The sequence below is a fragment of the Martinezella hainanensis genome (genome assembly GCF_900094555.1).
GTDB classification, from domain to species: Bacteria; Pseudomonadota; Alphaproteobacteria; order Rhizobiales; family Rhizobiaceae; genus Rhizobium; species Rhizobium hainanense.
This window is the reverse complement of record NZ_FMAC01000010.1, coordinates 124857-147871: the sequence shown is the minus strand read 5'-3', so window position 1 is coordinate 147871 and position 23015 is coordinate 124857. Positions and strand designations below refer to the sequence as shown.

Here is a 23015-nt window from a genome sequence, read left to right as displayed (position 1 = left end):
CATGAAGGCCATCATCGCCCACGCCGCCAAGGATGTGCGGATCGAGGATTATCCGGAGGAAGAACCGGGTGCGGGAGAAGTCAAGCTGAGGCTCGCAACCGGCGGCGTCTGCGGCAGCGACCTGCATTACTACCATCACGGCGGCTTCGGCACCGTGCGCCTGAAGGAGCCGATGATCCTCGGGCATGAGGTCAGCGCGACGGTGACTGCGCTCGGCCCCGGCGTAGAAGGCCTCGAGGTCGGCCAGCTTGTTGCCGTTTCTCCCTCCCGCCCCTGCCGGACTTGCCGCTATTGCCTGCAGGGCTTACCCAATCAATGCCTCAACATGCGCTTCTATGGCAGCGCCATGCCCTTCCCGCATATCCAGGGTGCGTTCCGCGAGACGCTCGTCGCCGATGCCATCCAATGCGTGCCGGCCGATGGCCTGACCCCGGGTGAAGCGGCCATGGCAGAACCCTTGGCCGTCACGCTCCACGCCACCCGGCGTGCAGGCGAGATGCTCGGCAAGCGCGTCCTCGTGACCGGCTGCGGCCCGATCGGCGTGCTCTCGATCCTCGCCGCACGCCGCGCGGGTGCCGTCGAGATCGTGGCGACCGATCTTTCGGATTTCACCTTGTCGCTTGCCAGGCAAGCGGGTGCCGACAGGGTCATAAATACGAAGGACGAGCCCGAAGCGCTTGCCGCCTATTCCGCGGACAAGGGCACTTTCGATGTGCTCTACGAATGCTCGGGCGCTGCAGCTGCCCTTGCCGGCGGCATTTCGGCACTGAGACCGCGAGGCATCATCGTACAGCTTGGTATCGGCGGTGACATGAGCCTGCCGATGCTGGCGATCACGGCCAAGGAACTGGAACTGCGCGGTTCCTTCCGTTTTCACGAGGAGTTTGCCGTCGGCGTCGATCTGATGCGCAAGCGCCTCATCGATGTGCGACCGCTCATTACCCATACCGTACCGCTCGCGGACGCCATCAGCGCCTTCGAGATCGCTTCGGATCGAAGCAAGGCCATGAAGGCACAGATCGCCTTCGCCTAAAGCGGAAACGGCGCGAAATCCACCCGATCGAAAACGGAAACGGATTTCGCGCTCACAGCCGGTCTAGTCGAGATCGGCGCCAATCGCATCAAGGGCAGCACGGGCAACCTGCTCGTCCTGCTCTCCGGAACCAGAACCAACACCGATACCGCCGACAAGCGTGCCGCCGACGCGGATCGGCAAGCCGCCGCGCAAACCCGTCATCCCGCCATGGGTAGCGATTGCCAGCGGCACTCGCGCATGTTCCGGCAGCGAATGGCTCGGCCCACCGATGGAAGCAGCCGTCTGCGCCTTGGCGGTGGCGCTTTTCAGCGACTGAAAACGCGAACCGCGCATGCGGAAGGAACCAAGCGTCACGCCAGATTGATCGACGATGACGATGCATTGCGGCTGCCCGATCTGCGAAGCAGCCGAGATCGCAGCGGTCAACAATGTCATCACCCCTTCGTCGCTCAAGACACTCGACGTCACAACATGGCTCATGCACTATCCTCCCGACTTGCGGACTCAATTGAATATGTTATCGATAACACATCGATCTCTCGATGTAACCTTATGGGAGGTATTGTTACAATGTCGTTCTTCGAGATCATGGACCCGGCCTTCGGGAAATTTGTTCTTGGCAATGCTCCCGTCAAGCAGATCGCCACCGGTTTCGACTGGGTGGAAGGGCCTGTCTGGTTCGGAGATATGAACTGCCTGCTCTTCTCGGACATCCCCAACAACCGCATCATGCGCTGGATACCGGGACTCGGCACCAGCGTCTTTCGCGAACCTTCGAATTTTTCGAACGGCCATACGCGTGATCGGCAGGGCCGCCTTGTGAGCTGCGAGCATGGTGGCAGACGCGTCACGCGTACCGAATATGACGGCTCGATCTCGATCGTCGCGGATAGCTATCAGGGCAAACGCCTGAATTCGCCCAACGATGTGATCGTTGCCTCGGACGGCGCTATCTGGTTCACCGATCCGCACTACGGCATTGCGACGGATTACGAAGGATATAGGAGTGAGCAGGAACTGCCATGCAATGTCTACCGGGTCGATCCCTCCGGCTCCATGCAGGCCGTCCTGACGGATTTCAATTGCCCGAACGGGCTTGCCTTCAGTCCAGACGAGACGAAGCTTTATGTTGCCGATACCGGTCGCATGCATGGCGGCGATCCGCAGCACATCCGGGTTTTTAATGTCGGCGAAAACTGGCGGCTGTCCGGGGGCGAGGTGTTCCATGTGATTTCGCCGGGCTGCGCTGACGGCATGCGCCTCGACAGCGATGGCAATCTCTGGTCGTCGGCGGCCGACGGCGTGCATTGCATCGCGCCCGATGGTCATCTCATGGGCAAGATCCTGGTGCCGGAAACGGTCTCCAACCTCTGCTTCGGCGGTCGCGGCAAGCACAAGCTTTTCATGACGGGCACCACCAGCGTCTACGCGATCTCGCTCAACCGAAGCGGCGCGCTTTAACGCCAGCCGCGACCACGTTGCGAAACGATTCGTGGAGTGACGCAGCAATGAAGGCAGCTTATCGAGGCTCCGGAAAAAGGCAGCGATTTTGGGCTGCTTGAATACCGGCAAGGAGGCTCACATACGCAAATGCCGCAACGACAATCGCCCGGGATCATCTGGCGATTGTCGCTGTCGGATAGCGGGATATCAACGCAAGTCGGCTTGCGGTACCGAACGTGTCGCCACATGCGTGATCGATGAAAAATTCGCGGACAAGGCGTGTTCTTGCCGGCGCGCCGCGTCCTGCAGCAGGTCTGCCATCCGGGTGACGGATATGCGATCTGCGCGCATGACCTGGCGGATCAGCGGATCTTTGAGAACTTCGGCGATCGTCAAGTCCCTTTGGGTCATGGTTACCTCCTGTTCGTTAGCGCAGAAGATAGACCGCTTAATTAGCACTGCGATGTCAAAAGCCGGACAAAAACAAGGCAGTTCGTTCGATTTTGTTACAGATTCATCGCAAATCGATTGGACCGACATATTCCCAAAATACAATAGGACCCTAGTTGTCGGCTAAGGAAGGGTTGATCAATTGCGATCAGCCTAAGTGGGAGGGCCGTTTGCTCCGCGAACGCGCAACGTTTTTGCAATAATTTAGACCATAATTTTGCAACTTTTGCGTTTATAGTCTCGCGATGCTGGGGGCTCTATAGTGTAACACCAATGATTGGCCGCGCGATGTACTCAGATCAGTCCACAGAAGACGAGCGTCTCATCTATCATGCAGATCTTCTCAGCCAGCTCTCCAATCCCAAGCGCCTGGAGGTCTGTATTCATCTGTCCGGCCATGAGGAAGATGTGAACAGCCTGGCCAAGAAGCTGGGCATATCGCAGTCGGCGCTCAGCCAACACCTGACCCGCCTGCATCATTCCGGCATCGTGAAAGTGCGCCGTCACGCCCAGTTCAGATATTATACCTGCGATCATCCGGGCGTCCTGCAGATCCTGAAGACGCTTGCCGAGCTCTTCGATGCCGAACTCAAACCAGCGACATCGAATGCCGGCGACAACGACTCTTACGACGAAAAATCATGACGTAGCGTCGATGCGGCTTTGCTGGTTTCGGCCACCAAGTGCAATTTCGGATGTCGTTCGATGGCGCAGGCACGATATGGCCCGACCGCAATTACTCAAACACCGCGCCTGTTTCCCCAGATGATTACATGCAATTGCGGCAGCACCCTTGCTTCGAACCATCGGTCATTGCCGACCTTCTCCACGAGCCAGCGCATGCGCTCGACAATGCCGTCGATATCGACAAGGGCATCTTCCGCATCGGCTGGCGGCGGCGTGTGATTGCCGGGCTGCAGATAAACAGGCAGATGTGAATAGCGAGTGGCCGCCTCTCGCGCATATTCATAGTCGAGATCGTCGAATATGACGATCTTCAGGGCGATTTGCGGTCTTTCGCCTGCCATGCGCAGACAGTCGTCGAAGGCGGCCCAGTTCGTCGCCATGCCGCTCGATGGCGGCTTAGGGCTGAGCACAAGCACATCAAGTTCGGCGAACCACTCCTTGGCCAAGCTCCCTTGAGTCTCCAGCGCGAAGCGATATCCCTCAGCATGACCGCGCGCAATCAGCGGGCCGAGCAGCTGGATCGCGGGATTGCCGCCGGAGAGCGAGATGGTGAGCGGCTTGCCGCCGGAAAGCCTCATCACCTCTTGCCAGATCTCATCGACCGACATCGGCTGCCATTGGTCGCGATAGTCGCTATCGACCGCATGCAGCGTATCGCACCAGGAGCAGCGATAATCGCAGCCGCCGGTGCGAACGAAGATCGTCGGGAGGCCGATCAGGATCCCCTCGCCCTGGATCGTCGGCCCGAAGATCTCGCTGACCCGAATGCGCGCTTCGCTCATGGCCGGTATTCCGCCCAGGTCTTCGGCGTCTCGCTGACCCGCACGGCGGATGCCTCCGGCAGTCGTTCCTTGCACCAGTCGTAGAAATGCCTGGCAAGATATTCGGATGTGACGCGATCGTGTCCGAAGACCTCATTCAGGTGACGATGATCGAAGGTTTCGTCGATATAGCGCTTTAGCGGCTGTAGCTCATGATAGTCTCGCACGAAACCGTTCTCATCCAGTTCGGCTGCAGAAAGCTCCACCACGACGATGTAGTTGTGCCCGTGCATGCGCGCGCACTGATGATCATCGGGCAGGTGCGAGAGTTGATGCGAGGCGGAGAAGTGGAATTCCTTGGTGATGCGGTACATCACTTCACCTCTTCGGCCGAAAAGCCTGATGTCGCGGCGACCCAGAAATCGGCATCCTCGTATTCGGTCGGATCCGCAATGCCGGCGAGATGAAAGGCTTCGCGCCGCTCGACGCAGGTGCCGCAGCGGCCGCAATGACTTTTCCCGCCCTTGTAGCAGGACCAGGTTTCGGCAAAGGGGGTCTTATGCCTGTCACCGTCGGTAACGATATCCGCCTTGGAGATCGTCACATAGGGCGCATAGAGCGAAACGCTGGCATAGCCGTCGAGCGCATGGTTCTGCATCTGCTGGAAGGCGTCGATGAAACCGGGGCGACAGTCGGGATAGATGAAATGATCGCCGCCATGAACCGCAACTGCAACCGCATCCGCCTTCTGCGCAGCCGCAAGCCCGAAGGCGATCGCCAGCATGATCGCATTGCGGTTCGGCACGACCGTCGCCTTCATGGTTTCCTCGGCATAGTGCCCGTCCGGCACCTCGATGTCATCGGTGAGCGCCGATCCGGTCAAGTGCTTGCCGATGGCGGTGATGTCGATGATCTCATGCGGCACGCCGAGGCGCTTGGCGCAGGCCGCGGCAAATTCCAGCTCCTTGCGATGCCGCTGGCCGTAGTCGAAGGAGACGAGTCCGATAAGCTGATGTTCGGCTGCGACCTTCTGGGCGAGCGAAACAGAGTCCAATCCGCCGGAGCAGATGACGATAGTCTTCATATTGTATGATCCCTTGTTTTGACCGGGTGGGCTGCGACCGGATTTCATGGCTTTTCGAAGCCACGGCGGGGTCTCTAGCAGCAGAAACGGGAGGAAACAAGGCACTCGCATCTTTTCATGACAACGCGCCGGCACCTACAGGCGCGTTGCCATATTCGCTGGGCCGTCAGCTGACGCCCGCAAACTTCCCCGAGATATTCAGATCCGGGTAGTAACCCGCCGGCTTGCCGCCGACCGTTTGGCCGCCCGTTAGGCTGCCCTGGATTTCCGGCCCGAAGAAGGAATAAGGGAAGGTCGGCTGCAGGGCGCTGACCTCGTCCAGACGCCGCCGCAGCTCGGGCGGTATTTTGAATTCCAGGGCGCCGAGATTGTCGCTCAGTTGCTCCAGTTTCGTGGCGCCGATGATGATCGAGGCAAGACCGGGCTGGGTCATTGCCCAATTGACGGCCACCTGCGCCATGCTGCGGCCGAGCTCGGCCGCCACCGTCTCCAGCTCGGCCACGATCGCCCAATTGCGCTCATTGAATTTCTGGAACCCCGGATTGGTCGTGCCACGCACCGTTTCGAGCCGGCCGGCGGTCTCCCCTTTGCTGCTTGGACGATATTTGCCACTGAGCAGACCGCTCGCAAGCGGGCTCCAGGCCATGATGCCGGCGCCGTAACGCGTTCCGAACGGCACGAATTCATTTTCGATGTTGCGTTCGGCCAGCGAATATTCGAGCTGAAGTGCAGAGATCGGCTCGTAGCCGCGATGCTCGGCGACCGCCTGGGCTCGGCTGGCATACCATGCCGGAACATCGGACAGACCGACGTGCCGCACCTTTCCCGAGCGGACAAGGTCGTCGAAAGTGCGCATCACCTCCTCCGGCGGCGTCAGGCGATCCCAGCAATGCATGAGATAGAGATCGATGTACTCAGTGTTCAGCCGCTTCAGTGATCCCTCGACGGCCCGCAGGATATTCTTCCGGCCATTGCCGGCCGCATTCGGCGTTTGCGCAGTAAGGTTCATGGTAAACTTGGTGGCGATGACGGCATCGTCGCGCAAGCCGCGCTCAGCGATGAACTCACCGAGCCACGCCTCGGATGTACCGCCGGTATAGGCATCGGCGGTATCGAAGAAATTGCCGCCGGCATCGACATAGGCATTGAAGATCGCCCGCGCCGTCTCCTTGTCTGCCCCCCAACCCCATTCGGTGCCGAAGGTCATGGTGCCAAGGGCGAGCTGCGTTACCTTGAGCCCGCTATTGCCCAGCGTATAAAATTCCATGCTCATCGCCATGCTCCTCTCTGGCTAACAGGGCTATGTTCAGGGAGCGAACAGGCCCGCAATGACGCGATGCGCTTAGATTCGCTGCTTTCGGGCCATTCGATAAGATCATTTAATTCGCATGCATTATGCGATATCGTGCAGCAATGGACCGCGATCTACTGCCACATCTGCCCATCGTCGCTGCCGTGGCCCGCCGCGGAGGGTTTGCCGCCGCCGCCAGCGAACTGGGCATGAGCGCGTCAGCCGTCAGCCATGCCGTTCGGCTGGTGGAGGAACGGCTCGGACAGCCCCTTTTTGCGCGCACAACACGCAGTGTGGCTCTAACGGAGGCCGGCAAGAGCCTGATCGCCACCATAACGCCAGCGCTACAGGACATTCATGACCGGATCGAGCGCATCAAGGCCGTCAAGGGCAGGCCAAGCGGCCTGTTGCGTATCAACGCTTCTCGTATCAGTCTGCCGTTGGCGGTCACCCGCGTGATCGCAGCGATGGCCGAACGCTATCCCGAAGTCGAAGTGGAAATCTTCTCCGACGAAAGATTGACCGATATTGTCGCGGAAGGTTTCGACGCCGGCATTCGGGTCGGTGAAATGATCGCACAGGACATGGTCGCTGTTCGCCTCACCCCGCCTTTCCGATCGATCGTGGTTGCTTCGCCCGGATATATCGCGCGTTTCGGGCGTCCAAACACGCTTGCAGATCTCTCCGATCACAATTGTATCGGCTACCGTCTGATCCGCTCCGGAGGCCTCTATCAATGGGAATTCGTCGAGGATGGGCGAGATGTCGCGGTGACGGTGAGCGGCCAGGCTATCGTCACCGAATCGCATTCGGCCATAGAACTGGCTATTGCAGGCGTCGGGTTGGCTTATGCCTTCGAGCCGCTGGTGAGGAAGGAAATCGCATCCGGCAGACTTGTCCAGCTTCTAAGTGACTATGCGGTGACGGAAGCAGGCCTTTTCCTCTACTTTCCACGCCGTGCCGAACTGGCTCCGAAGCTTAGGGCCTTCATCGACACGGTGCGGCAGGTCAATCGCTGAGTCGGCTTTCGGCCAGGCGAAAATCGCCATTTGCTTCCTATCGACACGCTAACGAATGGTCAAATCGCGCAGGCATTGTACCAAATACGCATGAAATGCAGCGCTGGATCGCGATCCAGGTGAATCGCGATTGCCGTCTTCCACGGCACTCGGCAGTCATAGTCCGTAAGCTTTGCCAGCGAAGACTTGCAGGAGTTCCAGGGCATTCGCATCACCTCCTGCGAGTTCGATAGGCGGCTTCCCGGTCTGAAAGAGGAACTCGTGCAAGATATTTCGAAAAGAAAGCCGCCTAGCCCGATCGATGTCGAAGTCGGCAAACGCATTCGTGCGCAACGGCGCATGCTGGGCATGAGCCAATCGGCGCTCGCCGAAAAACTGGGCCTCACGTTTCAGCAGGTTCAGAAATACGAAAAAGGTGCCAACCGCGTCGGCGCAAGTCGCCTGCAACATGTTGCCGACTGTCTCAGTGTCCCGATCTCGCACTTCTTCGATAATGCAGCTTTCGATAATCCTGTTTCGACCGAGGAAGCACGCGCGATCCGCAACGATCTCGTCGGCTTCCTTTCGTCCGAAGAAGGTATCGAACTCAATCGCGCCTTTGCAAAGATCAAGGATGCGCGGACGCGTCAGAAGATCGTGGGCCTGCTCAAGTCGCTGGTCTTGACCTAGACAACTCCAGGAAAGATGCGCAGCAACTTTCCGTCCGCACTCATGCAAAATCAAGGTGATGGAGCGATTTGACTGCTCCGTGAGACGCCGAACCGCATCGATCTACATCACCTGGACAGCCTATTGCCTGCCCATGCTATCAACTTGTGATGCGCGGCGTGCGAATGACCTTCAGGAACAGCGCGTTCATCGCATCGGTGATACCCTGTGTCGGGCTGACCTCGAAATAAAGGCCGGGTGAAGCGCAATTCTGCAAATCAGTGCCAATTTGCGATTGAAACGGCGCGATCCATTGGTTGTACCAACCGTTTGTCGGCAGGGGAAAGTAGGTCGTATAAAGGATGGCGATCTTGATGTTCTGGTTTTTCAACGGCTGACAGAAGGAATTGGCGAGCGGCTCCTGACAGCGCCCACCGGTTGTCGGCTTGGTGCAGGTGTTGGGCTTGTAGCTGTCACCGACGCCGTCGGTGACGAGGAAGAGGACCTTCTGGCGATCGGTATTGGTCGTGCCGCTGCCGCCTGTTCCGATAATCGGCCCGAGCTGCGTCAGCATCGTATCGAAACTCGTATCTTGGTCGTTATTGTAACTTTGTCCGGGCACAGTCATCAGGTCTACCGCACCGGTGGTACTTTTAACCTGCGCCATATCGGATGACAGCGACGATACGTTGGTCAAGCCAATGGTCTTGGCGTCAGCACCGAATGTGTAGACGGCCATTCTGTATTGATCGGGTGTCACTCGGTTCTTCGCAGCCGTATCTGTAAGCGACTGCGTCGCCTGCCGAACGACGCCGATGCGGGTCTGCACGCCAAGGTTCTTTGCAAGATTGTAGTAATTGTTTTGCGTCGTAGTGTCGTGGCAAGCAAAGGCGCATTTGTCTGACGTGTTTGCCACCATTGTCTGAATATCGGTCAGCGTTGCACCGATCCCCATGGATGGCGTGTTGTCCAGCAGCATGTAGAAATCCATGAAATTTGCCGTCTGATACTGCGCGGATGCTGAACCGCTGACGGGAATGGATGTCTTTCCGATAACCTGGCTAAGCGTCGTTGGCACGTTCGCCGAAAAATTAACAGTCGATGAGACGATATTTCCCGTGCGCGTTATCGCGGCGCTGACGCTGACCGGTATGTTCTGGAGATCGCTTGATGCCTGGCCGAGAAAGAGCTTGTTGGCGTCACTTTGACCGATCGCGACGGTGCCGTCGCTTGTCATTGCCATGGCAGCAGCAACAGCCGGAGACGAATCCGCGATTGCGCCGACGGCAGCCGCATCGGCGGCATTCTGCAACTCGGTGCGCACAAGCATAGCATTGGTGACATCGAGCGCCAGGCCACCTACCGCGATCAACGGAACGGCAACCAGTGCCGTCGTGATCCCGAAATTCCCCGACCGGTCCGCAAATAGCGTCCCTGAAAGCTTGCGCAATGCACCGAGCGACTGTGGATAAATCCTGAATCTCTTCACGAGCAAGCTCTCTATAGTATAAGTTGTAATTCCAAAACACTCGCGAATTGAAAGTATTATCACTTTCAAATATACTTATTAATATTATAGATCGGAAATATTTAAATTCTCATAAGGGCAACTTTCCCATTTATACTGCAGATATTCAGGAGAAATTTACCAAGAATCCACAATAGATTCGCCGATCTTGCAGGTGAAGCAAATAGAAAATTGATACTGTACTCTCGGCGCGGCGACCCGAAATCGAGCATAAACCGACCATTTCATGGAAAAAACATGTGCCGGCATGCAAGATTTGCGCGACAGGAATGCGCAAAAATAGCGTAAAAATTGCAAATCCGCTCCCTTATCTTTACCTGATTTTCAGTGTTTACCCGCGAAAGCAATCGCTATCGATTTCGGGTGCGACCGCCGTCGTTGGAACAGCTCTCACCCTGATGGCTATAGTTGGGATCTTTGCGTGCGCGTTCTTTCCTGCATCTTTACGGAACACAATCTGTGGCTCGTTCTTCTCGCGGCGTTTGTCTGTGTCAGCGGCGGCTGGATTACGCTCAATTTGCTCAGGCGAGCCGAAAAGACGCGCGAACTTCAACGTGGCGGCTGGATCTTCCTGACAGCTGTGGCGGCCGGGTCGTCGATCTGGTGCACACATTTCATCGGCATGCTGGCATATGAAGTCGACGCACCGGTCACTTTCGATCCCATCCTGACAATGGCTTCCTTTCTGCTGGCTGCCATCGGCTGCGCCGGCGGCTTTACGATCGCCTTGTCGCGCCTGCCGCGCATCGCACCGGAATTCGGAGGAGCCGTCGTTGGCCTTTCCATCACCGTCATGCACTACACCGGCATGCTGGCCTACCACGTCGACGGCATCGTCGAGTGGAACCAGGCCTATGTCATCGGCTCCGTGGTGCTTTCGGTGATCTTTTCGACGCTTGCTCTCAATCAGGCAGTCCGCCGGCCTTGGGGGCTTTCCCTAATCGCCAGCCTCGCCCTCTTCGTCATCGCCGTGGTCTCACTTCACTTTACGGCAATGACCGCCGTATCGGTCACCCCGCTTGCAACTGGCGCCGCCATCGCGGACACCTATGCGTTGCAGGCCATGGCTATTGCCGTTGCCGGTGGAGGATTGCTCATCATCGGCACTGGCGTCGCAAGCTATATGATCGATGAACGAGCCTCGCGCGAATCCATCGAGAAGCTCCAGCATATGGCGCTCAACGACCTGCTGACGGGCCTGCCCAATCGCAGCAGTTTCGCCGATCATCTCCAACGCGAGATGGACAACGCCAAGGAGGACGGTGTGAAGCTCGCGGTTATCGGCATCGACCTCGATCGCTTCAAGGAGATCAACGACCTGCGTGGACACAAGGCCGGCGACCAGGCATTGAAGGCAATTGGACGCCGGCTACTGCGCCTCGTCAGGGATGGCGAATTCGTCGCCCGTGTCGGTGGTGACGAGTTCGCCGCGGCCAAGCGCTTCGGCGAGCAGAGCGAGCTGCTGGATTTCGTCGCCCGGCTGGAGAAGGTCCTGTTTGAACCGATCCGGATCGACGATTTTGAGACGGTGACGGGCGCCAGCATCGGCGTCGCGGTCTATCCCGACGATGGCATCGATCAGGAGCGCCTCGTCAGCAATGCCGATCTTGCAATGTATCGCGCCAAGGCCGATATCGGCCGCGCCGTCTGCTTTTATGAATCCAGGATGGATGAGGCCGCGCGCGCGCGCCATACGCTCGCACAGGACCTGCGTCGTGCTGTCGAGCTGGATCAGCTCGATCTGCACTATCAGGTACAGACCTCCGTTCGCACGGGGCAGATCTGTGGCTACGAGGTCCTCGTCCGCTGGCATCATCCCGAGCGCGGAGCCGTGCCACCTTCGGAATTCATCCCCATTGCCGAAGAGAGCGGCACGATCCTGGTCATCGGCGAATGGGTGTTGCGCACGGCCTGCAAACAGGCCGCCTCATGGGACCAGCCCTACAAGATCGCCGTCAATCTTTCGCCCGTACAGTTTGCGCACGCCGATCTTGCCAAGCTCGTCCATACGATCCTTCTCGAAACCGGCCTGTCGCCATCGAGATTGGAGCTGGAAATCACCGAATCCACCATCATTGCCGACAAGAGCCGAACGCTGCATGTGCTGCGGCAAATCCGGGCTCTCGGCGTGACCGTTGCGATCGATGATTTCGGCACCGGATATTCCTCGCTCGATACGTTGCGTTCCTTCCCCTTTGACAAGATCAAGCTCGATCGTTCCTTCATGAACGAGGTGGATCACAGCATTCAGGCAAAAGCGATCGTTCGCGCTGTGCTCACGCTCGGCAAGAGCCTCGAGATTCCGGTTCTGGCGGAAGGTGTGGAAACCAACCACCAGCTCGAAATCCTCCGTGTCGAAGGCTGCGATGAGGCTCAAGGCTTCTTCCTTGGCCGGCCGAAGCCTGTCGGACAGATCTTTCATGAAAAGCCTATCGCCGAAGAAGACGAGGCTTCCGCATTTTCCGGCCGGGTACCGCCCCAGCGCATGCGCCGCCGCTAGCAGGATCCAAACACGTCAGCGCAATGCCACTACAATTCCGGAGCGCATACCTACGCGCTCCTTCATCCCTCGCGCAAATTTATCGGCCGCAGCTGCCCGAAACATCAGATCGAACGATCCGATACCTCGCCGATCCATTCCGTTGCGAGCTCGATCGTAACGGCAGAGCGGATATCGAGAGCATTGGCCGCTGCCAGAAGTTCGTAGCGGCCGGCGACGGCTCGAAATGTTCCCGCCTGCTCGTCGAAATAGCTCAGATCGCGTGGGCGCACGACAAGCGAGGCCGCCCCTTGTTCGCCCGGCGCAAGCTGAAGCTTGGCAAAGGCGCGCAACTCCTTGTCCGGCCGCTCGACCGTCGAAACAAGAGGCCGTACATAAAGCTGCACGAGTTCGCTACCGGTTCTGTCGCCGATATTGGTGACATCGACCGTTATGGTGATGCCCTCCGCGCCCATCTTTGTCGCTGATGCCCGCGCCTCGCCCCAGGAAAATCGCGTGTAGCCAAGACCGAAGCCGAAGGGGAACAAGGGCTCGATGACGCGCTTGTCGTGATGGCGATATCCGACGAAGACACCTTCGGCGTAGCGCACATGTCCATCCTTGCCGGGATAGACGGATGCGTCGCCAACCATGGCGGAATTATCCGACAGGCGCTTCGGGAAGGTCTGCGGCAGGCGCCCGCCGGGCTCGACATCGCCGAAGAGCACATCGGCAGCGGCATGCCCCAGTTCCTGGCCGGGATACCACATCTGCAACACGGCCCGAACCTTGTCGAGCCACGGCATCTCGATGGGGCCGCCCGTCTGCAGCACGACAACCGTATTGGCATTGGCCGCTGCCACACGGTCTATCAGCTCCTCCTGGCGACCCGGCAGGCGCATGTCGGGCAGGTCGAGCCCTTCCGTATCCCACTCGCCATCGCGGCCGACGAAGAGCAGCACCACATCCGCATTCCTTGCCTTTTCAACGGCATCCAGCATCGCCTCTTCGCCGAGAGGCTTTTCCACGCCGAAGCGTACCGCCGTCAGATTGATCCCCTCCTCGGTCGTCGCGGAAGAGCAATATTCGACGACCACCTTGTAGCTCTGTCCGGCCTCGAGATGGATACCCTGTCGCTGCTCGACATTGGCCGTACCGAAATAATTATCGCCGCGAGCCCAGCCGTCATAGCCATTGACGACGAGCTTGCCGTCGACATAGAGCCTGGCAAGGCCCGCATTCGTCATGCCAAATACGTGCTCGCCGCTCTCCGCCGGCGTGTAGGACGCCGTCATGCGGGCGGAGAATTCGTTGGGATCAAGCTCGGCGGATGGCAGGTCGAACCAGAAGAACTCGCCCTTGTTCGCGGTTTCAGTGGCCAGAGCTGGGCCTGCAAGATCGCGTCCCTTGAAATACTCCACCCGCATCTCACCGGAGAAGACATTGATCAGGCGATTGTTGCGGCAGCCGGCAGCGTGATGAATGCTGTTGGCATTCGACAGCGCCTGACGGATACCTTCCAGCGGGCTGACCCTGTAGTGGGCGGCGATCTGGGCGCTGCCACCGCCCATGACACGGGCTTCGGCCGCGTTCGGCCCGATAACCGCCACATGCCCGAGCCGCGCCTTCTGCAGCGGTAGAATGCCGTCATTCTTCAAAAGCACCGCACCCTCGGCTCCGAGCTTGCGGATCAGAGCACGATCCTCCGGCAGATCGAGTGCATGCTCGCTTAAATCGGGCGCCATCTCGAAAGCGCCGACGCGCTCAAGCAACGTCAGAATGCGGCGAGCGGCTTCGCGCACCGTCTTCGGCTCGACCTCGCCGTTGCGTACCGCCGCCACGAGCTTCTCGCCACGGTCGCGCGCCGGACCGGGCATTTCCAGATCGAGCCCGGCATTGACGGTCGCCGCCGTTGAATGCGAACCGAACCAGTCCGACATGACGATGCCGTTGAAACCCCACTCTTCGCGCAAGACTTTGGTCAGCAGCCAGGGATGCTCGCTCGTGTAGGTGCCGTTCAGCCTATTGTAGGAGGACATAACCGCCATGACGCCAGCCCTCTTCACAGCCTGCTCGAATGGCGGCAGATAGATTTCGCGAAGAGCGCGTTCGTCGATATCCGACGACATCGTCTGGCGCTCGATCTCGGATTCATTGCCCGCGAAATGCTTGATCGTCGCGGCAATGCCCTGGCTCTGCACGCCCTGGATATAAGCAACGGCAAGCTCGGCCGTCAGCATCGGATCTTCCGAATAGCATTCGAAGTTGCGGCCATTGAGACCGGAGCGATGAATATTGACCGTCGGCGCCAACAGCACCGAGGCACCCTTGCTCCTGGCCTGGCCGGCAAGCGCCACGCCCATGCGCTCGACAAGGGCCGGATTCCATGTCGCGCCGAGCGCGATGGCGACGGGAAAGCAGGCGGCGTTGACGCCGGCAACCAGCGAGCCGGCGCCGCGAGCTCCGTTCGGCCCATCCGTGACCTTGATCTTCGGAACGCCAAGGCGCTCGACCGGCACCGTGGTCCAGAAATCAGCGCCGGACAGCAGCGAAACCTGCTCCTCAAGCGTCATCCGGTCGAGAATATCGTCGATCATAAGGCCTCCCGAGCAATTCCCTGATTGTTCCATCGTCCATCCACGATGGAGATTCGCATTTAAGACAAACAAATCATAAACACACCAGATGTTCTTCCGATAGTGCGATATGTGGATGAAATTACGGGGCTTTTTCGGCGATATTCAACTCTTATCCGCCACGAAACAGGCTTGATAACCGATCGGAAATCATAAATTCGATGCCTAGATGGATATCGGCTAATTCCGCACCGGCCAAAAGCGCGGATTCGATAAAATGCAAATAATCTTGTTCCGAATAAATTTGACCGCGTCGGATTTCATGAGCCCAACTCATGGAGCCGAGTATGCGTTCACTTCTAGTCGCTGCAAGCTTTCTCTTCGTCGCCGGTCTGTTGTTTTCGACGGCAACTACGGCAAAACCTGTGGCGAATACCGCCGCGGCACACGCACACCAGTTTGCGCGTGAGGTGACGGATGCGAGCGTGCCTGTCGGCTGGACCAACTTCTGCAACGCGCAGCCAGCAGAATGTCTGGCCGGCCAAAAGAGCACGGAGTTCGCCAATCTCGATCATGACCGCCGGGAGCAGCTGCAGCAGATCAACAGCCTGGTCAATCATGAGATCGAGGGCATCGGCGACAATGATCATTACGGCATCTACAAGCTCGGCATCATCAACTGGTGGACCTATCCCGATGATGGCGCCGGCAACTGCAACGACTATGTTCTCCTAAAGAAGAAATTGCTCGTGGAGGCTGGCTGGCCACGCTCTGCCCTGCTGCTGACGGTCGTTCTCGATACCCATAACGAAGGACATCTTGTCCTGATGGCACGCACGAACGACGGCGATCTCATCCTCGACAATCTCACCGATACGGTCAAAAACTGGAGCGGAACGGGTTATACCTTCATCAAGCGCCAGACGGCCGACAATCCGAACAATTGGGTACGGCTGGAATCGGGACGTACGCCGGAGGAGCTTGCCATGATCAGCAAGGCATTGGCTTCTCACTCGCAGTGATTGGCAGCCCAATAGCTATCAACAAGACCCTTACCGTCCTGATCCAGGATGGCAAAATCGCCGGGGATAACGACGAAGAAGCGCTCTCCGCTTTCAGCACCAGTGCTGTCATTCGCAGTCCCCGTATCGACACGACCGCAGACGACGAAGCCCGGCATTCGTTCACTCGGCTTGACTGCCAGAATATGGATGGCTGAGGGAGGAACCTCTATGCGTCGCGCGACCGCCGCCTTGGCGAGTGCGGGAACATCCGCCATCGTCGGCAAGGCTTCCCCCGGGGCGGCGGCAAGCAAGACGCTTCCTGCGATCACAAGATGTTTCACCGGCACCCTCTCGGAAATCAAGGCCAAAGGGCTTGCAACCTTCAACGGCGGTGTCCCACATGCCTCTGCAGCCAAAAGCTGCCTTTCTTGAAGTTTATTGTGATTCGCGGGGCAGAAGAAGCATCCGCTCTTGTCTTCATGCAGTGATCGCGTATGAAGATCGTCCCTGCGCCGGGGAATATTTTGGAAAGTCACTTTGCGAATGCGAACACGCCTGTCGACAATCCCGGCACTCGGTCTTCTTCTTGTTCTTGCATTGACGAGTGCCAGTTTCGCGCACGAGCTCCAGCGCGTACCGCCAGGCAACCGCAACAGCGTTCAGCCACCCATACCCAATACCTCGGTGCTGCGAGCCAAGGCCTTCAACACGACTTACGACGAAAAATACCAGAAGATCGTCGGAGTGCTTCGCGACGACAAGGACTTGATGGCCTCGATCAAGAAGGCCGGCCAGGCCTACCAGATCGACCCCATCCACATCGTTGGCGCCCTTGTCGGTGAACACACCTACAACATCACGATCGTCAACAGAGTGAAGTCCTACTACGTCAAGGCGCTCGCCTATTCGCAGTCCGATTTCAAGTTCGCCTACAAGGACGTCACCGTCCAGACCTTCCTGAAGAAGCCGGAATTTGCCCATTGCAACGCCTTCACCGGCAGTGCCGAATTGTGGGAATGCCGCGACGAGACGTGGGATAAGACCTTTCGCGGCAAGGTTATCGATGGCGTCACCTACGAAAACATGACGTTTCAGCGCGCCTTCTTCCAGCCCTTCTTTGCGGGCCAGACCTTCGGCCTTGGACAGATCAGCCCTTTGACGGCCCTTGAAGTCACCGATCTAGTGCATGCGACGAGCGGTCTGCCGAAGCTCTCGGTCGACGACCCGCAAGCGATCTACCGCGACATCATGGACCCCGATCGCAGCGTGATCTATATCGCCGCGATCGTGCGGGATGCCATCGACGCCTATCGCGCCCAAGGCTTCGACATCACCGACAATCCCGGTCTGACCGCGACACTTTACAATGTCGGCCAGCCGCGCCGCCGCGCGCTTGCCTTACGACAGGCGGCGGACGCTTCGGGCGGTAAGAAGCTGCCGGAAGAAAATTACTATGGCTGGCTGGTGAATGATAAGCTGCCAGAGCTTCGCGGATTGCTTGGCAGCGATAATAGCCAGTAAGCCGGCAGAACTTTGTGACTGAAGAACATCGGTTGGATCAGGCGATCAAGCTGACGCGGTCGTTGGCAATCTTGTTTTCGACCCAGGCTCGCTCATTCTGCCAATCATGCCGCTTCCACCCCTCCCAGCCAAAGCCGCATAGCTTGACGTCCCATTCGGACGCGGGAAATCTTGCGAGTGCATAACAGATGCCAAGGAAACCGGTGCTGGGAAAGACCCTGTGCATGCGAGGCCCGGAAATGCCGAGCTCGCCGCAGCCGTCCATATAGGTCTGCGGCGGCATGATGCGGATCTCCTTACCGGCCCTGCCCAACAACTCGATTGCCTGCATCGTCCAGTCAGCCCGTCGACCCTGCAGACGCTGGAAGATGTTAGGCCGGGGGTGATATTTTCGAATGATATCAGGGTGATAGGCAAGCATGAAGACCTTTGCGGCCTTGAGCGCGGCGTTATCCATGAAGCTCGGCTCGAGAAGCCGCCGATACAGGATCTTGCTCGAGGCAGCCAGCATGATCATGTCGGTGCGCTCGCCGCTCATGCCTCCGGAAAGGATCGGCTCGTTGAAACGCATGACGAATTGCGCCTCGTCCACGATACCGGCGATATCGCGTTCCAGCTTGCCATTACCGACAATGATTGCAGTCTTGCGCGCCAATACGGTCGTCCAGAAAATACGGCTGTGCATTAGCAAGCGGTTCTGACAGCATACTGAAACATAGATGATGCGGAACTGAAATCCCCTCGACCAACTGTTCCAGCACGTCCGAACAAATGTGATCCGTCTGCCGGATATGCGTATTTGACGGCCCCTCACAAGGCAACGACAATGAAAGAGGCTTCCCTGGCAGACCGCGCCAAATCGCCATAGACTATCGGCTCTCAATGCCGAAAAGCGGATCGAGTGGACGGCTTATGAAGCAAGTGGATCGCATGAACTCGACGTCGAACGATTGGGAAGCGGACCCGTGGGACGTTCCCGATAAGGTGGCGGACTTACAGTTCGCCGGATTTCAGGACAGGGCGGTAAAGACGATTACCTGGGCTTCCATATTCGATGCCGGCCATTCGGTATTCGGCATCGAAGCAAGTGACCTTCGCAGTCTTGATGTCGAATTTTATGCGACATGTGATGGCGAGGACATGCTTTTGATGCGGCAGATTTGGCATGGGTTCTCAGATCCACCGGAATGGCGGCTGGCGACGCGACCAAGCAATCGGGGCGATCTCTCCTGGGCCTCGTGGGGTTATTTTGCCGACCTGCCGGAGAGCTGGCAAATACCGGATAGTCAAGCGGCGCCATCCGGTAATCCTGCATGACAGGCGGTCGGCACGCTTACAGAAAATAGCGGAATTTCAATGGAAGCAGAGCTGCGCCGATCGCACTGGCATCCCCTTTGGCTTCGCTGAGAACCAGCCGGGGTCCTGGCGGTGCGGCACCATAGCGATGCGGACGCTGCGACGGCAGCTGAGCGCGCTCGATCATCATTTTCCCGAGTTCGGACGGTAGCTGGCCACCGAAGACGATGGCTTGCGGATCGATGACCCCGGCAAGCGTGGCGATCAGACGGTCGAGCATCGGCATGGTCTCGGAGAGCCAGCTCTCGACGGCCGGCCAGGAAGGATCGAAATTTTGTTTCAGCTCTTCGATGGAACCTATGTCGACACCGCTCTCGCGCAATCTGGCGATGAGATATTGCAAAGCCGGCCGGTGCAATGCTTCATCCGGATTGTAGATGACGCTGAACTCGCCGGCATTCCCATGGAAGCCGAGATAGGGCCTTCCTTCAAGAACAAGACCGCCACCAAACCCGTAGTTGAAGGACAGGTATGCGAAGGTCTGGCACCAGCGCCCGACACCGCGCAGGCTCTCGCCGATCGCACCCGTCGTTGCGTTGTTTTCCGACCAGGCCGGCAGTGCGAACACATGCTCGAGTTCCGGCTGCAGATCGACCAGAGACCAGTCGCGCAGCGGCTCCGGAGCATTGAAGCGACGATCATCGCCGACGAAGAAGCCCGACATGGCAAAGCCAAGTCCGATGAGATTTGCGCGCGATATCTCATGGCGCGCCAGGATCGAACTCAGTTTCTCGGCAAGGATTGCAAGCGTTGCCGTGCGGTCGGCGGGTACGCCCTTCAGCACCTCCTGATCGACTATATCGCAGCCGAAGTCTGCAAGTGACAACGTCACGGCGTCGGTATTGACGGAAATGCCAAGCGAATAGACCGCCTGCCGCTGCAATTCGATAGTCGGGCTCGGCTGCCCCCGAGCGCCCTTGAACGGTGCACCGGCACGAAGCAACCCGCGAGCCGTCAATGTCTCGACGAGACGATGCACCGATTGCTGCGTCAAATTGGTGTGGGCGGTAATCGTCGCGCGCGCGATCGGCTCATGCCGGCGGACAATATCGAGGATGAGGCGCTCGTTTTCGCTTGCCAGTGGGGATTTTTCAAGCGCTGCCATGACTGCAATCCTGATCCTGTCACTCCGACTTAACTGCTCGTCCGGCTGTGCACAATCCGAACCGTCACATATTCGCACCGCGCGTCATAAATATTACACTTTATGTGTATTAATAGCCATGGACGCAATCGATACCGGTGCGCCGCGTCGGCCGCAGCCATTGGCGTCCACATCCGACTTCCAACCTCAAATCAGCTCATTCCGCCTGAAAATCGACAGCTCACGAAAGCTCCTCCCATGCACAGCCAGACCGCCATCTCTCCCTTATCCCGCAATGCCGATATCTATGACCTGCTCTCACGGGCCAACCCGGACATTTTGACGATTGCCCATCGTGGACTCTGGTCGGCAGCTCCTGAAAATTCATTGGCGGCAATCCGCGCGGCAGCCGAACTTGGCGTAGAATTCGTCGAAATCGACACGCAGGCAACTGCCGACGGCCATCTCGTCGTCATCCACGACAAGACGCTGGACCGCACCACTTCCGCCAAGGGTGTCGTCGGAACGAGCAACTTTGCCACGGTCCGCGACGCGCGACTGCGCGCCGGCGCCGGTGGAGAAACGGCGGCATCGACGGATGAACGCATCCCCACGCTCGAAGAAGCGCTGGAGGAAGCGCGCGGGCGCGTCTTCGTCAATATCGACACGAAATTCCCGCGTGAACTGCCCCTGGTGATTGCCGCGGTGCGACGGCTAGGTGCCGAGGATCACGTCATCATCAAGTCGGATGTCGAACCGCAAAGCGGCTGCTTCCCAGTGCTGGATGCCGATTGGTTCGGCTCGATCCCGCATATGCCGATGTTTCCCGTCCGGCCCGGAAAATTCACCGAGGACCTCAGGATGATCGAACCGCTCAAGGCGCCAATGATCGAGGTGAAGTTTACCGACATTGCCGATCTTGCCGCCGGGCGCGAGGAACTGGAACGCCAGAATATCCGCCTCTGGATCAATACACTCGACGTCTCCCACAATGTCGACTTCAACGACAGCCGCGCACTCAGTGACCCCGAAGGCGTCTGGGGAGCGCTGCTTGACGCCGGCGTCGGCGCCATCCAGACCGATACGAATGTCGAGTTCAAGCGGTGGCTCGCGTTGAGAAGCGGCAACTGACAGGTTCTTCGGCTCAAGGGTCAGATAGAAAAGCCCGGGCGGTCTTGCGATCGTCCGGGCTTTTGCGTTCTGGCCATCCGCATCGAAGCACATCTTTTCCTGTAAACAGGCATGGTTCCTATAGGCGGAACGCGTCCACATCATCCCCCTCTATAACGCAAATGCTGCACTGCGAACAAAATGATGCGGAAATGAATTAAAACTGACGCGAAAATGAACCGAAAATGTTGACTTAAGGATTCGCTGAACTAGTTCCCGCTGAGACGCCGGGGTCCGCCCCATCCACAGTGACCATATAATTCTGCATAATTTTGCGCAGCCGTTCCAGCTCTAAGACGTTGGTACGGCACGGAAAATCTGTGCGGTTAAGAGGTCGCATCACAGCGCAGTGGGACTTCAGTATCGTATGAGCAGCATCACGGGACGGCTCGTCAAGGGAAGCATGTGGTTAAGTCTGTCTCGAACCATCGTGAACGGGCTTGCGACGCTTAGCACCTTCGTATTGGCCCGCTACCTGGCGCCTGCCGACTTCGGCGTGGTTGCTCTCGGCATGACGATCCTCATGATCGTCACGACCATTACCGAACTTTCCCTTTCGGAGGCGCTGATCCGCCATGACGCGCCGGATGAATCGCATTTCAGCGCGGCCTGGACGCTGAATGCTGCACGAGGACTGGCGATCTGCATCCTCTTTGCGATCTTTGCCTATCCGGCCGCCGCCCTGTTCAACGAGCCAAGGCTGACGGGCGTCATGTTCGCTCTCGGCATCAGCATGCTCATGGGCGGCCTTACCAATCCCCGCCGCATCATGCTGCAACGCGATCTGATCTTCTGGCAGGAATTCGTGCTCGCCGTTTCGCAGAAGTTCGCCGGCTTTGTCGCCTCGGTTGCGATCGCGATCATCTATCAAAGTTATTGGGCACTGGTTGTAGGCACGCTGATCAGTCAGGCGACGAATGTCGTCGTTTCCTATCTCGTGCTGCCGTTCCGGCCGAGGATCACCTTCCAGCACATGCGGGAATTCTTCTCCTTCTCGGCCTGGCTTACCGCCGGCCAGATCGTCAGCACGCTCAACTGGCGCTTCGACTATCTGCTTGTTGGCAAGATGCTCGGCGGCATCCAGCTCGGCTATTATTCGGTCGGAAGCAACCTTGCCATGATGCCGACGCGGGAGGCGACAGCGCCCCTCACCCAGACGATCTATCCGGCTTTCGCTGGCATTCACAATGATCCCGGCAGGCTTGCCGCCGCCTATCAGCGTGTGCAGGCACTGGTTGCCGCCGTCGCCCTTCCGGCCGGCATCGGCGTTGCAGTGACTGCCGATCCGCTGGTCAGGCTCGCGCTTGGCGACAAATGGACGCCGGTCATCTTCATCATCCAGTCACTCGCCTCTGTCTTCGCACTGCAGACGCTGGGCTCCCTGGTGCAGCCGCTCGGCATGGCAAAGGGCGAGACGCGCGTGCTCTTCCTTCGCGACACGCAGATGTTCTGCCTGCGCGTGCCGATCATGATCGGCGGCCTCATCCTCTACGGACTTCCAGGCGTCATCGCCGGCCGCGTATTCACCGGCCTCTTCAGTACCTTCGTCAACATGATGCTCGTACGCCGCTTCACCGGCATCAGTGTCGCCAAGCAATTGTCGGTGAACCTTCGGGCGCTCGCGAGCGTGGCCGTGATGGCAGCAGGCGTTTCGCTCGCTTCAAGTCATCTCGCCTACACGGACGACAAACTCGTGCTCGTCACACACCTCGCAATCCTGATCCTGCTCGGTGGCCTGCTCTATTGCGGTTCGACACTCCTGCTGTGGACGGTGATGAAGCGGCCGGCCGGTCCTGAAACGGAGGTTCGCAACATCATCGGCAAGGTGCTGCCGAAACTTCGTCCTGCCTGAAAACATGCGGCCGATGTCGGCCGAGA

Annotated in this window: 22 protein-coding genes; 11 read left to right on the top strand and 11 right to left on the bottom strand. The window is 58.5% G+C overall.

From position 1 onward, the window contains the following. The first annotated feature begins 1 nt into the window (after nucleotide 1). A complete protein-coding gene (locus tag GA0061100_RS26740; RefSeq protein WP_075855859.1) occupies nucleotides 2-1033 on the top strand; it encodes an L-idonate 5-dehydrogenase in 1032 nt (343 codons plus the stop codon). A 63-nt stretch (nucleotides 1034-1096) separates the two neighbouring features. Here GA0061100_RS26740 and GA0061100_RS26735 read toward each other — a convergent pair whose 3' ends face one another. Continuing rightward, nucleotides 1097-1516: a GlcG/HbpS family heme-binding protein gene (locus GA0061100_RS26735; protein WP_075855858.1), complete on the bottom strand. Its 420-nt coding sequence runs from the start codon at nucleotides 1514-1516 to the stop codon at nucleotides 1097-1099. Between the two features lie 90 nt (nucleotides 1517-1606). On the opposite strand from GA0061100_RS26735, the gene GA0061100_RS26730 reads away from it, so the two are divergent. Continuing rightward, nucleotides 1607-2497 (top strand): SMP-30/gluconolactonase/LRE family protein, encoded by an 891-nt coding sequence (locus tag GA0061100_RS26730; protein ID WP_075855857.1) that lies wholly within the window; start codon nucleotides 1607-1609, stop codon nucleotides 2495-2497. A 189-nt stretch (nucleotides 2498-2686) separates the two neighbouring features. On the opposite strand, the gene GA0061100_RS26725 is transcribed toward GA0061100_RS26730, so the two are convergent. Further along, the gene (locus tag GA0061100_RS26725) at nucleotides 2687-2890 is read right to left on the bottom strand and encodes a hypothetical protein (protein ID WP_075855856.1); all 204 of its coding nucleotides are present in this window, start codon (nucleotides 2888-2890) and stop codon (nucleotides 2687-2689) included. 327 nt (nucleotides 2891-3217) lie between these two features. Between GA0061100_RS26725 and nrcR the strand changes: the two genes are divergently transcribed. Further along, on the top strand, nucleotides 3218-3574 hold the full coding sequence (gene nrcR, locus GA0061100_RS26720) for a transcriptional regulator NrcR (protein ID WP_075855941.1): 357 nt from the start codon (nucleotides 3218-3220) through the stop codon (nucleotides 3572-3574). A gap of 95 nt (nucleotides 3575-3669) precedes the next feature. Here nrcR and queE read toward each other — a convergent pair whose 3' ends face one another. The 4 genes from queE to GA0061100_RS26700 all read right to left on the bottom strand — a co-directional run bounded on the left by queE (nucleotide 3670) and on the right by GA0061100_RS26700 (nucleotide 6734). Continuing rightward, a complete protein-coding gene (gene queE, locus GA0061100_RS26715) occupies nucleotides 3670-4398 on the bottom strand; it encodes a 7-carboxy-7-deazaguanine synthase QueE (RefSeq protein ID WP_075855855.1) in 729 nt (242 codons plus the stop codon). After that, complete coding sequence (gene queD / locus GA0061100_RS26710) at nucleotides 4395-4751, bottom strand: 6-carboxytetrahydropterin synthase QueD (protein ID WP_075855854.1); 357 nt, start codon at nucleotides 4749-4751, stop codon at nucleotides 4395-4397. The genes queE and queD overlap by 4 nt, the downstream gene beginning before the upstream one ends. Beyond that, nucleotides 4751-5461 carry a 7-cyano-7-deazaguanine synthase QueC gene (gene queC / locus GA0061100_RS26705; RefSeq protein ID WP_075855940.1) on the bottom strand — a complete coding sequence of 237 codons (711 nt, stop codon included), beginning with the start codon at nucleotides 5459-5461 and terminating at the stop codon, nucleotides 4751-4753. The genes queD and queC overlap by 1 nt, the downstream gene beginning before the upstream one ends. 166 nt (nucleotides 5462-5627) lie before the next feature. Continuing rightward, a complete protein-coding gene (locus GA0061100_RS26700; protein WP_075855853.1) occupies nucleotides 5628-6734 on the bottom strand; it encodes an aldo/keto reductase in 1107 nt (368 codons plus the stop codon). 140 nt (nucleotides 6735-6874) lie between these two features. Here GA0061100_RS26700 and GA0061100_RS26695 point away from each other — a divergent pair, with 140 nt between their 5' ends. Then, nucleotides 6875-7771 carry a LysR family transcriptional regulator gene (locus GA0061100_RS26695; protein ID WP_075855852.1) on the top strand — a complete coding sequence of 299 codons (897 nt, stop codon included), beginning with the start codon at nucleotides 6875-6877 and terminating at the stop codon, nucleotides 7769-7771. A 261-nt stretch (nucleotides 7772-8032) separates the two neighbouring features. After that, a complete protein-coding gene (locus GA0061100_RS26690; protein ID WP_083961445.1) occupies nucleotides 8033-8440 on the top strand; it encodes a helix-turn-helix domain-containing protein in 408 nt (135 codons plus the stop codon). A gap of 139 nt (nucleotides 8441-8579) precedes the next feature. Here the strand turns inward: GA0061100_RS26690 and GA0061100_RS26685 are convergent, their stop codons facing one another. Then, nucleotides 8580-9869: a TadE/TadG family type IV pilus assembly protein gene (locus tag GA0061100_RS26685; RefSeq protein ID WP_075855938.1), complete on the bottom strand. Its 1290-nt coding sequence runs from the start codon at nucleotides 9867-9869 to the stop codon at nucleotides 8580-8582. 499 nt (nucleotides 9870-10368) lie between these two features. On the opposite strand from GA0061100_RS26685, the gene GA0061100_RS26680 reads away from it, so the two are divergent. Next, nucleotides 10369-12447, top strand: a complete 2079-nt coding sequence (locus GA0061100_RS26680; RefSeq protein WP_075855851.1) for a putative bifunctional diguanylate cyclase/phosphodiesterase — start codon at nucleotides 10369-10371, stop codon at nucleotides 12445-12447. Nucleotides 12448-12551: 104 nt separating this feature from the next. Here the strand turns inward: GA0061100_RS26680 and GA0061100_RS26675 are convergent, their stop codons facing one another. After that, on the bottom strand, nucleotides 12552-15023 hold the full coding sequence (locus GA0061100_RS26675) for a beta-glucosidase (RefSeq protein ID WP_075855850.1): 2472 nt from the start codon (nucleotides 15021-15023) through the stop codon (nucleotides 12552-12554). 326 nt (nucleotides 15024-15349) lie between these two features. On the opposite strand from GA0061100_RS26675, the gene GA0061100_RS26670 reads away from it, so the two are divergent. Then, entirely contained in the window at nucleotides 15350-16024 is a 675-nt protein-coding gene (locus GA0061100_RS26670; protein ID WP_075855849.1) for a transglutaminase-like cysteine peptidase, read from the top strand. Here the strand turns inward: GA0061100_RS26670 and GA0061100_RS26665 are convergent. Next, nucleotides 16012-16347, bottom strand: a complete 336-nt coding sequence (locus GA0061100_RS26665) for a hypothetical protein (RefSeq protein WP_075855937.1) — start codon at nucleotides 16345-16347, stop codon at nucleotides 16012-16014. The two genes, GA0061100_RS26670 and GA0061100_RS26665, sit on opposite strands and share 13 nt — an antisense overlap. A 202-nt stretch (nucleotides 16348-16549) precedes the next feature. On the opposite strand from GA0061100_RS26665, the gene GA0061100_RS26660 reads away from it, so the two are divergent. After that, entirely contained in the window at nucleotides 16550-17527 is a 978-nt protein-coding gene (locus GA0061100_RS26660; RefSeq protein WP_075855848.1) for a DUF1402 family protein, read from the top strand. Between the two features lie 37 nt (nucleotides 17528-17564). On the opposite strand, the gene GA0061100_RS26655 is transcribed toward GA0061100_RS26660, so the two are convergent. Next, nucleotides 17565-18212 carry a glycosyltransferase family 29 protein gene (locus tag GA0061100_RS26655; RefSeq protein WP_075855847.1) on the bottom strand — a complete coding sequence of 216 codons (648 nt, stop codon included), beginning with the start codon at nucleotides 18210-18212 and terminating at the stop codon, nucleotides 17565-17567. A 227-nt stretch (nucleotides 18213-18439) separates the two neighbouring features. Between GA0061100_RS26655 and GA0061100_RS26650 the strand changes: the two genes are divergently transcribed. Then, nucleotides 18440-18844, top strand: a complete 405-nt coding sequence (locus GA0061100_RS26650) for a hypothetical protein (protein WP_075855846.1) — start codon at nucleotides 18440-18442, stop codon at nucleotides 18842-18844. Nucleotides 18845-18860: 16 nt separating this feature from the next. Here the strand turns inward: GA0061100_RS26650 and GA0061100_RS26645 are convergent, their stop codons facing one another. Continuing rightward, nucleotides 18861-19988 carry an ROK family transcriptional regulator gene (locus GA0061100_RS26645; protein ID WP_075855845.1) on the bottom strand — a complete coding sequence of 376 codons (1128 nt, stop codon included), beginning with the start codon at nucleotides 19986-19988 and terminating at the stop codon, nucleotides 18861-18863. Nucleotides 19989-20225: 237 nt separating this feature from the next. Between GA0061100_RS26645 and GA0061100_RS26640 the strand changes: the two genes are divergently transcribed. Then, nucleotides 20226-21098, top strand: coding sequence for a glycerophosphodiester phosphodiesterase family protein (locus GA0061100_RS26640; protein ID WP_075855844.1), 873 nt, complete (start codon nucleotides 20226-20228; stop codon nucleotides 21096-21098). Between the two features lie 406 nt (nucleotides 21099-21504). Continuing rightward, complete coding sequence (locus GA0061100_RS26635) at nucleotides 21505-22989, top strand: lipopolysaccharide biosynthesis protein (protein ID WP_075855843.1); 1485 nt, start codon at nucleotides 21505-21507, stop codon at nucleotides 22987-22989. The last annotated feature ends 26 nt before the right edge of the window (nucleotides 22990-23015 follow it).